This window comes from Zobellella iuensis (assembly GCF_016746085.1).
Lineage (GTDB): Bacteria > Pseudomonadota > Gammaproteobacteria > Enterobacterales > Aeromonadaceae > Oceanimonas > Oceanimonas iuensis.
The window spans coordinates 86143-100812 of the sequence record NZ_JAERTZ010000013.1; the positions used below are offsets into that span (position 1 = coordinate 86143).

Below are 14670 nucleotides of genomic sequence, written 5' to 3' on the forward strand. Positions count from 1 at the left end.
GGAGAGAGTCTTATGTTTGAACTGATGAATGATCACGAGCAGGAAGCCGTCATTAAGGTGGTGGGCGTGGGCGGCGGCGGCGGCAACGCGGTCGAGCACATGGTGCGCGAGAACCTGGAAGGGGTGGAGTTCCTGGCCATCAACACCGATGCCCAGGCCCTGCGCAATTCCAGCGCCGACACTACCCTGCAGGTCGGCGGTGCCATTACGAAAGGCCTGGGCGCCGGTGCCAATCCGGAAGTGGGCCGTGACGCGGCGCTGGAAGACAAGGATGCCATTCGCGACCTGCTGGATGGGGCCGACATGGTGTTTATCGCCGCCGGCATGGGGGGCGGAACCGGTACCGGCGCCGCGCCCGTGGTGGCGGAAGTGGCCAAGGAACTGGGCATCCTCACGGTGGCGGTGGTGACCAAGCCCTTCGCCTTCGAAGGCAAGAAGCGGATGAACTACGCCCAGCAGGGCATCAACGAGCTGGCCAAGCACGTCGACTCGCTGATCACCATTCCCAACGACAAGCTGCTGAAGGTGCTGGGCCGCGGCATCTCCCTGCTGGACGCCTTCAAGGCCGCCAACAATGTGCTGCTGGGGGCGGTACAGGGTATCGCCGAGCTGATCACCCGTCCCGGGCTTATCAACGTCGACTTCGCCGACGTGCGCACCGTGATGCGGGAAATGGGCACCGCCATGATGGGGACCGGCAGCGCCAGCGGTGAAGACCGCGCCGAGGAGGCCGCCGAAAAAGCCATCTCCAGCCCGCTGCTGGAAGACGTGGATCTGGCCGGCGCCCGCGGCATACTGGTGAACATCACCGCCGGCCTCGACATGACCATCGAAGAGTTCGAAACCGTGGGTAACGCGGTCAAGGCCTTCGCTTCCGAGAACGCCACCGTGGTGGTGGGCACCGTCCTGGATCCGGAAATCACCGACGAACTGCGGGTCACAGTGGTGGCTACCGGTATCGGTGCCGAGCGCAAGCCCGATATCACCCTGGTGAAGTCCGGCAGCAGCCGGGACGACAACGGCATGCGTCGGGTGGATAGCCCGCGCGAGGATCAGGCCGGCAAGCTGGTGGTCAATGCCGACAGCACCCAGGCCAAGTCCGAGCTGGATTACCTGGACATTCCGGCGTTCTTGCGCAAGCAGGCCGACTGAGAAAGGCTCTCAATTGGCGTAGGCGGATTATTGTGCTAGCATGTCTGACCAATTGAGTTTGGTTCGGACCGGGCTTTTTTACTGGCGGATAACCTTATGATTAGACAACGAACCCTTAAGAATACCGTGCGGGCCACCGGAATCGGCCTGCATTCCGGGCACAAGGTACAGATGACCTTTGTACCGGCGCCGGCCAACACAGGCATAGTGTTTCGTCGTACCGATCTGGCTCCGCAAGTCGAGATCCGGGCCGATGCCGCTCTGGTCAAGGACACCATGCTCTGCACCGCGCTGGTCAACGAGCAGGGCGTGCGGGTGTCGACCATAGAGCACCTGTCGGCGGCGCTGGCGGGGCTGGGCATCGACAACCTCTATATCGAGGTGGATGCGCCCGAGGTACCGGTGATGGACGGCAGCTCCCACCCCTTCATCTATCTGCTCCAGTCCGGCGGCATCCGCGAACTGAACGCGCTCAAGCGTTTTATTCGCATCAAACAGCCGGTGCGGGTGGAAGACGGCGACAAGTGGGCCGAGTTCCGGCCTTATCGCGGCGGCTTCAAGATGGATCTGACCATCGACTTCAAGCACCCGGTGTTCGAAGGCCAGAGCCAGCATCTGGTGCTGGATTTCTCCGGTGCGGCCTTCGTCAAGGAGCTGAGCCGGGCACGGACCTTCGGCTTTATGCGTGACATCGAGTACCTGCATTCCCAGAACCTGGCCCTGGGCGGCAGCCTGGAAAACGCCGTGGTGCTGGATGACTACAAGGTGCTGAACGAAGACGGCCTGCGCTACCCCAACGAGTTCGTCAAGCACAAGATGCTGGACGCCATCGGCGACCTCTACATGTGCAATCACAGTATCCTGGGGGAGTTCCGTGCCTACAAGACCGGCCATGCCCTGAACAACAGCCTGCTGCGTGCCATGCTGGCCAGGGCGGATGCCTGGGAAATCGTGACCTTTGACGAGCAGGGTGCCGAATCGCCGATTCGTTACTACGACAGCGCGTTCAACCCCGCTTGAGCCGACTCTGAACACGCCGGCATTCTCTCCGCGCCGGCGTGTTTTGTTTTTCTCCTCTGTAGTGTACATGATGACCAATCCCGCTATCGTATCTGCTCCCAAGGCGGTGTCCCGCCCCCTGTTTTACCGGTTTTTCGTGATCCTGGCCCTGCTCCAGCTGCCGCTGGCCCTGTACCTGTACAGCCAGTGGCAGGGCAGCCAGCAGCACAACCTGCAGCTCGCCCGCCAGCTGGAACAGCAGCAGCGCAGCCAACAGCAGCAGCTGCAACGGATCGGCCAGCGCCTGGGCCAGCTGCAGGCGGATCTGGGACAACTGTCCGCCGTCGGCCAGCGCCTGGTGACCGATTATGACCTGAGCGACGAAATCAGCCTGCAGCGGCTGGATCCCAACCTGCTCAAGCGCCCCTTCAACGGTTTTGCCGAGCTGCATCAGGGGCTGGCCCAGTTGTCGGAGCAGTCCCGGGAATACGGCATGACCCTGGCTGCCCTTGAATCTCTGCTGCTTAATCTCCATATAAACGAGATTACCCAGATCCAGGGGCATCCGGTGCCCGATGGTACCACCCGCCTGAGCTCCGGCTTCGGCCCGCGCCGGGATCCCTTCACCGGTCGGGCACGCTGGCACAAGGGGGTGGATTTTTCCGGTAAATTGGGGCAACCGATCGCCGCCACCGCCGCCGGTGTGGTCAGCACAGTGGATCATCACCCCGCTTTCGGCGGCCTGGTTGAGATCAATCATGGTCAGGGCTGGGTAACCCGTTATGCTCATGTGGATACCAAGCTGGTCGAGGTCGGTGACTATGTGGAAAAGGGCCAGCATATCGCCCTGATGGGACGGACCGGCCGGGCGACCGGGGTTCATTTGCATTACGAAGTACTGAAAGGGAACAAGCAGCTGGATCCGGCGCGCTTCCTGCCCAACTAGTTTTTCGGCTCCGCCCGGGCGGAGCTTTATCTTCCAACATCATTATTGGCCAAGCATGATTACCAAACTCTTCACCAAGATAATAGGTAGCCGCAACGACAGAACCCTCAAGCGGCTGCGTAAAATTGTCAATGAAATCAATGCTATGGAGCCCAGGCTCGAAGCGTTGAGCGATGCCGAACTGCAGGCCAAGACCGCCGAGTTCCGCACCAGAATGGAGCAGGGTGAGTCCCTTGAGCAGATTTTGCCGGAAGCCTTCGCCACGGTGCGCGAAGCGTCCCGGCGCGTGTTCGAGATGCGCCATTTCGATGTGCAGATGATCGGCGGCATGGTACTGCACAACAACCAGATCGCCGAGATGAAGACCGGGGAAGGCAAGACCCTGACCGGTACCCTGCCGGTGTATCTGAACGCCCTGACCGGTCGCGGCGTGCACGTGGTGACGGTGAACGATTACCTGGCCCGGCGCGATGCGGAAGCCAACCGGCCGCTGTTCGAGTTCCTCGGCCTGACCGTGGGCTGCAACCTGCCGGGCATGGGCCATGCCGAAAAACGCGACGCCTACGCCTGCGACATCACCTACGGCACCAACAACGAATTCGGCTTCGACTATTTGCGCGACAACATGGCCTTCACCCCCCAGCAGCGGGTACAGCGTCCGCTGTACTATGCCCTGGTGGACGAGGTGGACTCGGTGCTGATCGACGAGGCCCGTACCCCGCTCATCATTTCCGGTCCGGCGGAGGACAGCTCCGAGCTCTATACCCGCATCAATACCCTGATCCCCAAGCTGGTCAAGCAGGACAAGGAAGACACCGAGGAATATACCGGCGACGGCCACTACACGGTGGACGAGAAGAACAAGCAGGCGCTGCTGACCGAAAACGGCCAGATCTTCGTGGAAGAGGAACTCAAGCGCATGGGGCTGCTGGCGGAAGAGGACTCCCTGTTCTCCGCCGGTAACATCACCCTGCTGGCGCACGTCAACGCCGGCCTGCGGGCCCATACCCTGTTCGAGCTCAATGTCGACTACATAGTGCAGGACAACGAGGTGGTGATCGTCGACGAGCACACCGGCCGCACCATGCCGGGCCGGCGCTGGTCCGAGGGGTTGCATCAGGCGGTGGAAGCCAAGGAAGGGGTCAAGATCCAGAACGAGAACCAGACCCTGGCCTCCATCACCTTCCAGAACTATTTCCGTTTGTACGAGAAACTGGCGGGCATGACCGGTACCGCCGATACCGAAGCCTTCGAATTCCAGCATATCTACGGCCTGGAGACGGTGGTGATCCCCACCAACAAGCCGATGGTCCGCAAGGACATGGGGGATCTGGTCTACCTGACCGCCGCAGAAAAATATCAGGCCATCGTCACCGACATCAAGGATTGCGTGGAGCGGGGCCAGCCGGTGCTGGTGGGCACGGTGTCCATCGAAAACTCCGAACTGCTGTCCCGCATCCTCAAGCAGGAAGGCATCAGGCACCAGGTGCTCAATGCCAAGTTCCACGCCAAGGAAGCGGAAATCATTGCCCAGGCGGGGCGCAGCAGTGCCGTGACCATCGCCACCAACATGGCCGGCCGGGGTACCGACATCGTGCTCGGCGGCAACTGGCAGGCGGAGATCGAGGCGTTGGAGCAGCCGACGGCGGAGCACGTCGCCGCCATCAGGGCCGACTGGCAGCAACGTCATGAGGCGGTGATCAATGCCGGCGGCCTGCATATTATCGGTACCGAGCGGCACGAATCCCGCCGTATCGACAACCAGCTGCGCGGCCGTGCCGGTCGTCAGGGCGATCCGGGGTCCAGCCGTTTTTACCTGTCGATGGAAGATGCGCTGATGCGGATCTTCGCCTCCGATCGGGTCACCAGCATGATGAAGAAGCTGGGCATGGAAGAGGGCGAGGCCATCGAGCATCCCTGGGTGACCCGGGCCATCGAAAACGCCCAGCGCAAGGTGGAAACTCGCAACTTCGATATCCGCAAGAATTTGCTGGAATTCGACGATGTGGCCAACGATCAGCGCAAGGTGGTGTACGAGCAGCGCAACGAGCTGCTGGATTCCGGCGATATCAAGGACACCATAGAAGTGATCCGGGACGATGTGCTGAGCGGTATCATCGACGAGTACATCCCGCCCCAGTCGCTGGAGGAAATGTGGGATGTCCCCGCGCTGGAGCAGCGGCTGCGGGGGGATTTTGCGCTGGATCTGCCCATCGGCGACTGGCTGAAGCAGGACGAGAAACTGCACGACGAACAGCTGCGCGAGCGCATCCTGGCGGCGGCGACCCAGGCCTATGCCGACAAGGAGGCGGTGGTGGGGGCGCCGGTGCTGCGCCAGTTCGAGACCTCGGTGATGCTGCAGACCCTGGACACCCTGTGGAAGGAGCACCTGGCGGCCATGGATCACCTGCGCCAGGGCATTCACCTGCGCGGCTATGCGCAGAAGAACCCCAAGCAGGAATACAAGCGCGAGTCCTACGAGCTGTTCACCCAGCTGTTGGATAACCTCAAGCGGGAAGTGATCAGCATCCTCAGCCGGGTACGGGTGCAGACCCAGGAAGAGGTGGAGGCGGCGGAGGCCAAGCGGCGCGAGGCGGCCGAGCGCCTGCCCCAGAGCTACAGCCATGCGGAGGCGGACAACCCGCTGGCCGAGGCCAGGCCGGCCAGCCCGCAGGCGGGCGCCGAGGCGGCGCCTTTCGTGCGCGAAGGGGAAAAGGTGGGGCGTAATGACCCCTGTCCCTGCGGCTCCGGCAAGAAGTACAAGCAATGTCACGGCAAGCTGAGCTGAGCCGGGCGCGACGCCCCTGACCCTCGAAACCGCCCTGCAGCCCAGGGCGGTTTTTTTATGGCGTGTTGCCAGGCCGTCATAAGGCAGCGCAATCATCGGCTACCAATGAATCCAATTGTCACCGGCTGAATAAAAACAGGCATGAATCTATGGGCTATCGCTTCACATTTACGGGCTTACCGGTATGATTGCGATCACTTTTGTGTACGATTTATTTATTTTTTGTGACGATTTGATGTTGCCGCTATTGGAGTCCCTATGAATAAAAGCTTGACCCTCAAAGCCATCATTCGCCTGGTTTTCCTGGTGGTGCTGGCCCTGGCCCTGTCGCTGGGGGCGGCCCTCTATCTGCTGCTGCAGTCCCAGCAGGGAGTGAGCCGGGCCCAGGAGGAGCGCTACCAGTATTTCAATTCCGCCAACATGCTGCGGCTGTACTCTTCCGAACTGTCGACCCATATTCGTAACTATGTGGTGACCGGCAACCAGGACAAGCTGACCGCCTACCATGGCGTGCTGGCGATCACCGAAGGCAAGGCGCCGCGGGTGGATGGCCGTATCCTGTCCAATGAACAGCTGCTGGCGGAGATGGTGCTGAGTCCGGCCGAAATGAACCTGCTGGAGCAGGGGCGGCGGGCCACCCTCGCGATGGTCGAACTGGAGGGGCAGGCCATCACCCTGGCCAGGGCCGGAGAGCTGCAGCAGGCCCAGGCCCGGGTACTGGGACCCGACTACGATCGGGAGCGGGGGATCCTGACCAAGGCGGTGAATGACTTTATTTCCCTGCTGCTCGCGCGCCAGTCCGAGCAGTTGCAGGCCCAGGAGCGCCGCAATGGCCAGATGGTCAGCCTGATGGTGGCGATGGTGCTGTTGCTGGTGGGCCTCAGCCTGGTGCTGGGATGGACCTTGCGGCGTACCGTGCTGCAGCCCCTGGGAGCTGAGCCGGGTGAGATGGAGCGGGTGGCCGCCAGCATTGCCGACGGTGATCTGAGCCTTGCCTTTGCACCCGGAACCCGGGGAGTGTACGGCAAGCTGCACCATATGACCGACAAGCTGCGCGAGCTGATCGGCCAGATCAACCAGTCCAGCACCGGCCTGGCTTCGGCGGCGGAGGAGACCTCGGCGGTCTCGCTGCAGACCAGCAGCAACCTGAGCCGACAGCAGCAGGATACCGAGCAGGTGGCGACCGCCATCAACGAGATGTCGGCCACGGTGCAGGAGGTGTCCCACAATACCAACCAGGCGGCCGAGTCGGCCCGGGCGGCTCATGAGGCGGCCGAGCAGGGCAAGCAGGTGGTGCAGCAGACGGTCGGCTTTATCAGCCGCCTGGCGGAAGAGGTCGCGACCACCGGTCAGGTGGTGCAATCCCTGGCAGACAGCAGCAACCAGATAAGCTCCGTGGTACAGGTGATCCAGGAAATTGCCGATCGCACCAACCTGCTGGCCTTGAACGCCGCCATCGAGGCGGCCCGCGCCGGCGAGCAGGGGCGGGGCTTCGCGGTGGTGGCCACCGAGGTGCGCAACCTGGCGGAGCAGACCCAGCAGTCTTCCCAGGAAATCGTGACCACCATTACCAAACTGCAGGCCGATGCGGATCTGGCCATGGCGGCGATGGCCAGCGGCCAGGCCCAGGCCGAGCAGACGGTCACCCGTGCGCGTGAGGCGGAACAGGCACTGGAGTTGATCAGTGCGGCGGTGCAGACCATCCACGACATGAATACCCAGATTGCCAGCGCGGTGGACGAGCAGGCGGCGGTGACCGAAGACATCAGCCGCAATATCTCCAATATCCATGCCATGGGCGGAGAAACGGCGGCCGGTGCGGAGCAGACCGCCAGCGCCAGCCGGGAACTGGCCCAACTGGCCGAACAACTGCAATTGGCGGTGCAGGGTTTCCGTCTGGAGCGGAGCGAACCGGGTTTGTCGACGCGCCGTTAAGCCATCCGGGCGGAGGCCTGGCTCCGCCCATTCCCCGCCGTTGCCTGAACCGGGTAGCCGCCCTTGTTCCCTCCGGGTCCCCTCAGTATACTGCCGTCTCTCAAAACGCGAGGTTCTTTCATGTTAAAGCTGCTGCGGCTGTTATTGCTTGCCCTGGCCATGATAGTGGTCTTTGTACTGGGCACCCTGGTGTGCCTGCTGCGCCCCCGTCATCCCAACAATGTCTATCTGCTGGGGCGGTTGTTCCACAAGGCCTGCCCGCTGGTGGGGCTCAAGGTCAGGGTCCGGGGCTACGAACACGTCAAGCGCCTGCACTCGGCTGTCTATATCGCTAACCACCAGAGCAACTGGGACATTATCGCCCTGCCCGGCGCCGTGATGCCGCGCACCGTGGCCATCGGCAAGAACAGCCTGTTCTGGATCCCCCTGTTCGGCCAGCTGTTCTGGCTCAGCGGCAACCTGCTGATCAATCGCGAGAACAAGGCCAAGGCGGCGAGCACCATCGGCACAGTGGTGGACAAGATACGCCGGCGCAACATGTCGATCTGGATGTTTCCCGAAGGGACCCGCAGCAAGGGCCAGGGCCTGTTGCCCTTCAAGACCGGTGCCTTTCATATCGCCCTGCAGGCCCGGGTGCCCGTCGTGCCCATCGCCTGCTCCAGCTATTTCGGGCAGGTGGATTTGAACCGCTGGGACAATGGCGAGCTGATTGTCGAGATCATGCCGCCGATCGATATTCAGCAGTATGAACCGGCCCATTTGCGCGAACTGCTCAAGCACAGCCGCCAGCTGATTGCCGAGCGTATTGCCGAGCTGGACACCGAAGTCCGCCGGCCCTAAGCTTTTGCCTCATCCCCGTACCCGGCCCAGGAGCCCCATATGAGTGAACAGCAAGACTGGCGGGAAGAAACCCGCGAGATTATCGCCTCCCTGCTGGAAGACGGCAGCAACCCGGAGGCGGAATACACCATAGAGCATCACTTCTCCGGCCAGGATTTTGCCCGCCTGGAAAAGGCGGCGGTAGACTGCTTCAAGGCGGAATTCGAGGTAACCGACGCCGAAGAGCTGACCCTGGAACGCGGCCAACTGCTGCTGTGTTTCGACGCCATCAAAGACGGCCCCCTGACCGAAGAGGCCATCATGGCCCAGATTGAGCAACTGCTGCCGATTGCCGAGAAATACGGGATCGAGTACGACGGCTGGGGCACCTACTTCGAAGAATAGGTTCAACCCAGGGGCAGCATCAGGGTGATTTCACAGTCGCGATGCCCGGTGTTGCCCAGCCGTTCACAAGGGGTGAATCCCAGCCCCCGGTAGCGTGCCAGCGCTTCCCCCAGGCAGGCGGTGGTTTCCTGGTAGCAGTGGCGATAGCCGAGTTGTCGGGCCTGTTCCAGCACCAGAAGTGCCAGCCGCTTGCCCGGTTCCCGTACCAGCAGGCGGGCGTGATGACGCAGCGAGGCTATCATGTCCATGGATGACTCCTTAACTGTTGTTTATCGCAACCATATTTTTGTGGCACCGGAACGGGTGCTTGGCTGCGCCATTGGCTAACCTTAACTTCAGGCAGGATGGAAAAAGGAAAGCGCCATGGACAAGGCCGGTACCCTCCCTCTGTTATTACTGCTGGCAGCCCTGCTCGCGCTGAGCGGCTGCAGCGAACTCCAGGCCCGGCTGGGCCGGCACCTGTTGCCCGAGCCGCCCGAACTGGTGGTGGAGGCGCTGCCGCCCGGCTATGATCCCGCCGCGCCCCGGCCGCCCTACGACGGTCCCCATGCCTCCCTGGTTCCCCTGGATCTGTCCGGTTTCGACTTTCCCATAGCACCGGGGCAGGTGGGTCCGGTGGATACCTCGCTCGGCCTGCAATACCCCTTCGCCTGCAACACCGAGGACTCGGATCTCGGCCAGCCGCTGGTGGACAACCGGGAAGGTATCGGCACTCCGGTGTTCGAGGAGCGGGAGGGGGTCAAGGACAAGCGAAGCCTGCTCGGCCACAGCAAGGACTGCCTGCTGCCGACCCGGCTGGATTACTTCTACAAGGTGGAGGGGCGCGACGACTTCAGGCCCTGGCCGGAGGACGACGAGCCGGAGGATCTGGCCTGGCTGGAATGGCAGGGGCAGCGGATTCCCTTCGTGCTCCGGGTGGAGCGGGGCACCATCAACCGTTTCATCTACGTGATCGCCATGCTGGCGGATCCCCGGGCGCCGGTCACCGACAGCCACAGCCCCTACTGGAACAACAAGCTGATATACCATTTCAAGGGCGGGGTGGGCATCGGCAAGCGCCAGGGGCGCATGAGCCTGGGCAGCATTGGTTCCCGCCGCATCGAGCAGCTGGCCCAGGGCTATGCCCTGGCGGGATCCAGCGGCAACGTCACCAGCAACCACTACAACATGTGGCTGGCGGCCAACACCGCCGAACTGGTCAAGGCCCAGTTCGCGGCCCGCTACGGCCAGCCGGATTATACGGTGGGCATCGGCGGCTCGGGCGGAGCGGTGCAGCAGTACCTGATCGCCCAGAACAAGCCGGGCCTGCTCGATGCCCTGATCCCCCAGTACAGCTACCCGGACATGATCACCCAGAGCATCTGGGCGCTGGACTGCGAACTGCTGGAGTACTACTTCGACGTGACTGCCCGGGACAACCCGCGCTGGCAGGCCCAGGAAAACCGGGGGCTGGTGATGGGGGTGGCGGCCAGCAGCGAGGTAGAGCACGAGTTCAAGAAATACTATCGCTGGGCGCGGATGGCCGGTTTCGGACTGCGGCTGCCCAGCCTGCCGCCGGGAGCGACCGAGTGCTCCAAGAGCTGGCGAGGGCTGGCGCCCCTGACCAACAATCCCCACTATTCCCACCGGGCCCACCATTATGCGCCGGCGGTCACCAGGAAAGAGCGATTCAGCCATTGGCATGATCTGGCCTATGTCTATGGGGTGGGGGAAGACGGTTATGCCTACCGTACCCACGACAATGTCGGGGTGCAGTATGGCCTGGATGCCCTGATCCGTGGACAGATCAGCATGGCGGAGTTTCTCCACCTCAATGCCAACATCGGCAGCTGGAAGGCGCCGAAGGACATGGTGCAGGAAAGGCTCTGGGTGCTGACCGGTGACGACAGCCTGGCGGGGGTCTCCATCTGGAGCGACCATAACATGCAGAAAACCCCGGGCAGCCCGGTGCCGCTGCGGGTATTCGAGCGCAACCAGGTGGAGCTGGTCAAGACGGCGCCCCGCAGCCGTGGGCACCTGGCCGCCATGGCGGCCGCCTACCGCTCCGGCCATGTGTTCCTCGGGGATATCGACATACCGGTGATCGATCTGCGCCACTATCTGGATCATGAGCTGGACATGCACCACTCCTATGCCACCCTGTCGTCCTGGCTGCGGATCCGGGCGGCCCGGGGCCGGGTGGATAACCTGGTGATCTGGCAGAGCGGCAAGCCCTATGATCCCAGCGATCGGGCCTTCGAACTGCTCGATCAGTGGCTCAGCTCCGGCCAGCGGCCGGCGGCGGCCCGGGACGCCTGCTGGACCGACCGGGGCGAGTTGATCGCCGAGGGCGAGGGGGTGTGGAACGGTGCCTGGCGGAATGATGCGGACACCGGCGCCTGCCTGGCCCATTATCCTCCCTATCGTTCGCCACGCAACGTGGCGGGCGCTCCCCTTACCGGAGATCTGTTCAAATGCGCCCTGGTGCCGGTGAACGAGGCGATAGAGCGCGGTTTTTATGGGCCCATCGAGGTGGCACCTCACAGGAGCATGCTGGAAACCATTTTCCCCGAGGGGGTGTGCGATTATCGCCGCGGTGATATGTCGCGCCCCCCGGACGCTGAGCTGGGGCTGGCTCCCGTGTTATAGTGGCGCAAACGGGAGCCATGGAGCACTCAGGTGGACAATCAGCTCGAACCGCACGCCCTGCTGTGGGATGAATACAAATACCGTCACGATCATATCTGGAAGAAGTTGTTCCAGATCACCATCGCCGTGGTGCTGCTGGGCGCCGTGCCCTACCTCAAGCCCGACATCACCCAGGTGTTGAAGGGCTGGATACTGATAGCGCCGTTGCTGGGCACGGTATTATCCCTGATCACCCTGTTTCTGATGCACTTCGAACTGACCCTGTTCGCCAAGATCGCCACCGCCCACCGCCAGTACCAGGAGGCGCTGGGGCTGATCCGCCACGGCCGGCACCACTACTTCCGCTATCTGGTGATGACCTACGTCGGTTTCCTGTTCCTGGTCAGCGTGGCCAATGTGGCCGTGGTGCGGCTGCTGTGGCTGGGGCTGGTGGCCTGAATCAGAAGCAGTGCCGGGCGCGGAAGTGATGTTCCCCCGCTGCCATCTCGTTGCGAATGGCGGCGAGCACCGGCGGTGAAATCTGGCCGCCGTCCGCCTCGAAGGTGCCGCACAGCCTGAGAGTACGGCGGATGTCCACCCGGTGGCCCAGGTATTCGAACACCACCCGGGTGCAGCTGGGGATGCGCTCGCCGCTGGCCGAGGCCCCTAGGCGCAGGCCGCTCAGCCGGCCCACCCGGCTCTTGAAGGTGGGGATGAGGATGGTCTGGGTGATCTGGTTGGCGGTGAGGGACTCGTAGTCCAGCAGGAAGATGCGGTCCGCCAGCAGGTGGGCCATGCCCAGGTACTTGCTGTGGTAGACCCGCTCGCCCGGGCTCTGCTGCAACCGCTCGGTGCGCTGGTAGTAGACGCGGCCGTCCCGTTTCTCCAGGCACACCAGGTTGCGCAGTATCTTGCCCGGAAAGGCCATCGAATAGTGGTATTCGAAGTAATAGCCCAGGTACTTGTCGAGCCCCTGGGAGTTGGCCTGCAGCAGTGCCAGATGGCGGTATTCCGGATGTTCCTCCACCTCATCCCGCGGCCGGGGCCGTACCTGGATCAGCAGCTCGAACTGGCTGTGGGGCATCAGGATTTCGTGTTCCTCCACCCCGAAGAAGTCGCACAACCGGCGCAGGCTGTGGGCCGAGGGCTTGTAGCGCCCGCTCAGGTAGCGGTTGAACTGGGGCCGGTTGACCTTGAGCTTGCGGCACACCTCGGCCACCGACTTGTAGTAGCTGCACAGCAGGCGCAGGTTCTTGGCGAAATCGTGATGCATAGGGACTCCGGGAAAACTGCGCCCAGTGTACCCAAAGTCGGTTTCCTGCAACAGAGTGCGCCTGTATCTGATTGATGCAGCCAGTGCGCCAGACAGCGCCACTTTGCTACAGGGCGCCAACTTCCCCGCCGGCCCCCCTTGTTGCTGTAATAACCGCACTGAATCCAGATGCGGACAGCAGGCAGCCGGGTTCCGAACCGGTAATGGCAGGATACAGCTAAGCCGACCGTGACATGCCAGGGATGGCATGTCCGAGCCTACAGGGATGTACTTGTGGCGTGTCGGCGTGCTGTGCCTGCCAGTACCGTTTACCGGACAGACAGACGACTTTGTGGGGATACTTCCAAATGCAAACACGTAACGAATACGATCTTCTGGGCGAACAACAGGTGCCGGCCGAGGCCTGGTACGGTATCCAGACCCAGCGCGCCAAGCAGAACTTCAACATCACCGGCGTGCCCATCAGCCACTTCCCCGAACTGATCCGGGCCCTGGCCATGGTCAAGGCCGCCGCCGCCCGCGCCAACCACCAGCTCGGCCTGCTGCCCGGCCACAAGGCCGAGGCCATCGAGACCGCCTGCGCCGACATCATCCGCGGCGAGCTGCACGACCAGTTTATCGTGGATCTGATCCAGGGCGGGGCCGGCACCTCCACCAACATGAATGCCAACGAGGTGATCGCCAACCTGGCCCTGAGCAAGCTGGGGCACGAGCGCGGCCGGTACAAGGAGCTGCACCCCAACAACGACGTCAACCGCTCCCAGTCCACCAACGACGCCTATCCCACCGCCGCCCGCCTGGCCATAGTGTTCGCCGCCCAGCCGCTGAAAGAAGCCATTGCCGGCCTGCAGCACAGCCTGGCCGACAAGGGCCGGGAATTCGCCCACATCCTCAAGATGGGCCGCACCCAGTTGCAGGACGCCGTGCCCATGACCCTGGGCCAGGAGTTCGAGGCCTTCGCCGTCAACCTGGGCGAGGAAGAGGCGCGCATCGACGATGCCTGCCGCCTGCTGTGCGAGGTCAACCTGGGCGGCACCGCCATCGGCACCGGCATCAACGCCCATCCGCGCTACGCCCGGCTGGCGGTGAACGAGCTGGCCGACATCACCGAGCTGCCGGTGAGCCTGGCCGGCAACCTGGTGGAAGCCACCTCCGACATGGGCGCCTTCGTCACCTTCTCCAGCGTGCTCAAGCGGCTGGCGGTCAAGCTGTCCAAGCTCAGCAACGACCTGCGCCTGCTGTCCAGCGGCCCGCGCACCGGCCTGGGCGAGATCAATCTACCAGCCATGCAGCCCGGCTCCTCCATCATGCCCGGCAAGGTCAACCCGGTGATCCCCGAGGCCATGAACCAGACCGCCTTCCAAGTCATCGGCGCCGATCTGGCGGTGACCCTGGCGGCCGAGGCCGGCCAGCTGCAGCTCAACGCCATGGAGCCGCTGATCATCTACAACCTGCTCAACAGCTGCCGCATGCTGGGCGAGGCCATCCGCATGCTGGACGAGCGCTGCGTGCGCGGCATTCAGGCCAACGAAGCCCAGTGTGCCAGCCATGTGGCGAACAGCATCGGCATCATCACCGCCCTGGTACCCCATATCGGCTACGACAATGCCAGCCGTATCGCCGGCCAGGCGCTGCTGAGTGGGGTCGGGGTGGCCGAGCTGGTGCAGAAGGAAGGGCTCTTGAGCGAGGAGCAACTGGCCGCCATCCTGAGCCCGGCGGCGATGGTCGCGCCGGTGGAGGCCTGAG

General features: G+C 63.0%; 12 protein-coding genes. 10 read left to right on the forward strand and 2 right to left on the reverse strand.

What is annotated here, in order from left to right; translation table 11 throughout:
* Nucleotides 1-12: 12 nt before the first annotated feature.
* The 7 genes from ftsZ to rraB all read left to right on the forward strand — a co-directional run bounded on the left by ftsZ (nt 13) and on the right by rraB (nt 9044).
* Nucleotides 13-1152, forward strand: a complete 1140-nt coding sequence (gene ftsZ, locus JKV55_RS05390; RefSeq protein WP_202082957.1) for a cell division protein FtsZ — start codon at nt 13-15, stop codon at nt 1150-1152.
* Nucleotides 1153-1248: 96 nt separating this feature from the next.
* Entirely contained in the window at nt 1249-2172 is a 924-nt protein-coding gene (lpxC, locus tag JKV55_RS05395) for a UDP-3-O-acyl-N-acetylglucosamine deacetylase (protein ID WP_202082959.1), read from the forward strand.
* 67 nt (nt 2173-2239) lie between these two features.
* Complete coding sequence (locus tag JKV55_RS05400) at nt 2240-3097, forward strand: M23 family metallopeptidase (RefSeq protein ID WP_202082961.1); 858 nt, start codon at nt 2240-2242, stop codon at nt 3095-3097.
* A gap of 55 nt (nt 3098-3152) precedes the next feature.
* Entirely contained in the window at nt 3153-5885 is a 2733-nt protein-coding gene (secA, locus tag JKV55_RS05405; protein ID WP_202082963.1) for a preprotein translocase subunit SecA, read from the forward strand.
* Nucleotides 5886-6143: 258 nt separating this feature from the next.
* Nucleotides 6144-7820, forward strand: coding sequence for a methyl-accepting chemotaxis protein (locus JKV55_RS05410; RefSeq protein ID WP_202082965.1), 1677 nt, complete (start codon nt 6144-6146; stop codon nt 7818-7820).
* 120 nt (nt 7821-7940) lie between these two features.
* A complete protein-coding gene (locus tag JKV55_RS05415; protein ID WP_202082967.1) occupies nt 7941-8660 on the forward strand; it encodes a 1-acylglycerol-3-phosphate O-acyltransferase in 720 nt (239 codons plus the stop codon).
* Between the two features lie 39 nt (nt 8661-8699).
* Nucleotides 8700-9044 carry a ribonuclease E inhibitor RraB gene (gene rraB / locus JKV55_RS05420; RefSeq protein WP_202082969.1) on the forward strand — a complete coding sequence of 115 codons (345 nt, stop codon included), beginning with the start codon at nt 8700-8702 and terminating at the stop codon, nt 9042-9044.
* A 2-nt stretch (nt 9045-9046) separates the two neighbouring features.
* Here rraB and JKV55_RS05425 read toward each other — a convergent pair whose 3' ends face one another.
* Complete coding sequence (locus JKV55_RS05425) at nt 9047-9292, reverse strand: GNAT family N-acetyltransferase (RefSeq protein WP_202082970.1); 246 nt, start codon at nt 9290-9292, stop codon at nt 9047-9049.
* A 115-nt stretch (nt 9293-9407) separates the two neighbouring features.
* On the opposite strand from JKV55_RS05425, the gene JKV55_RS05430 reads away from it, so the two are divergent.
* Both JKV55_RS05430 and JKV55_RS05435 read left to right on the forward strand, forming a co-directional pair.
* Entirely contained in the window at nt 9408-11672 is a 2265-nt protein-coding gene (locus tag JKV55_RS05430; RefSeq protein ID WP_202082972.1) for a DUF6351 family protein, read from the forward strand.
* 30 nt (nt 11673-11702) lie between these two features.
* Entirely contained in the window at nt 11703-12110 is a 408-nt protein-coding gene (locus tag JKV55_RS05435) for a hypothetical protein (protein WP_202082974.1), read from the forward strand.
* A 1-nt stretch (nt 12111) separates the two neighbouring features.
* Here JKV55_RS05435 and JKV55_RS05440 read toward each other — a convergent pair whose 3' ends face one another.
* Nucleotides 12112-12924: a helix-turn-helix domain-containing protein gene (locus JKV55_RS05440; RefSeq protein ID WP_202082976.1), complete on the reverse strand. Its 813-nt coding sequence runs from the start codon at nt 12922-12924 to the stop codon at nt 12112-12114.
* A 347-nt stretch (nt 12925-13271) separates the two neighbouring features.
* Here JKV55_RS05440 and JKV55_RS05445 point away from each other — a divergent pair, with 347 nt between their 5' ends.
* A complete protein-coding gene (locus JKV55_RS05445; protein WP_202082978.1) occupies nt 13272-14669 on the forward strand; it encodes an aspartate ammonia-lyase in 1398 nt (465 codons plus the stop codon).
* The last annotated feature ends 1 nt before the right edge of the window (nt 14670 follow it).

What these genes read in the sequence shown, in the direction of transcription:
- ftsZ (WP_202082957.1), top strand. Translation starts at nt 13, where the DNA reads ATGTTTGAACTGATGAATGATCACGAGCAGGAAGCCGTCATTAAGGTG.
- lpxC (WP_202082959.1), top strand. Translation starts at nt 1,249, where the DNA reads ATGATTAGACAACGAACCCTTAAGAATACCGTGCGGGCCACCGGAATC.
- JKV55_RS05400 (WP_202082961.1), top strand. Translation starts at nt 2,240, where the DNA reads ATGATGACCAATCCCGCTATCGTATCTGCTCCCAAGGCGGTGTCCCGC.
- secA (WP_202082963.1), top strand. Translation starts at nt 3,153, where the DNA reads ATGATTACCAAACTCTTCACCAAGATAATAGGTAGCCGCAACGACAGA.
- JKV55_RS05410 (WP_202082965.1), top strand. Translation starts at nt 6,144, where the DNA reads ATGAATAAAAGCTTGACCCTCAAAGCCATCATTCGCCTGGTTTTCCTG.
- JKV55_RS05415 (WP_202082967.1), top strand. Translation starts at nt 7,941, where the DNA reads ATGTTAAAGCTGCTGCGGCTGTTATTGCTTGCCCTGGCCATGATAGTG.
- rraB (WP_202082969.1), top strand. Translation starts at nt 8,700, where the DNA reads ATGAGTGAACAGCAAGACTGGCGGGAAGAAACCCGCGAGATTATCGCC.
- JKV55_RS05425 (WP_202082970.1), bottom strand. Translation starts at nt 9,292, where the DNA reads ATGGACATGATAGCCTCGCTGCGTCATCACGCCCGCCTGCTGGTACGG.
- JKV55_RS05430 (WP_202082972.1), top strand. Translation starts at nt 9,408, where the DNA reads ATGGACAAGGCCGGTACCCTCCCTCTGTTATTACTGCTGGCAGCCCTG.
- JKV55_RS05440 (WP_202082976.1), bottom strand. Translation starts at nt 12,924, where the DNA reads ATGCATCACGATTTCGCCAAGAACCTGCGCCTGCTGTGCAGCTACTAC.
- JKV55_RS05445 (WP_202082978.1), top strand. Translation starts at nt 13,272, where the DNA reads ATGCAAACACGTAACGAATACGATCTTCTGGGCGAACAACAGGTGCCG.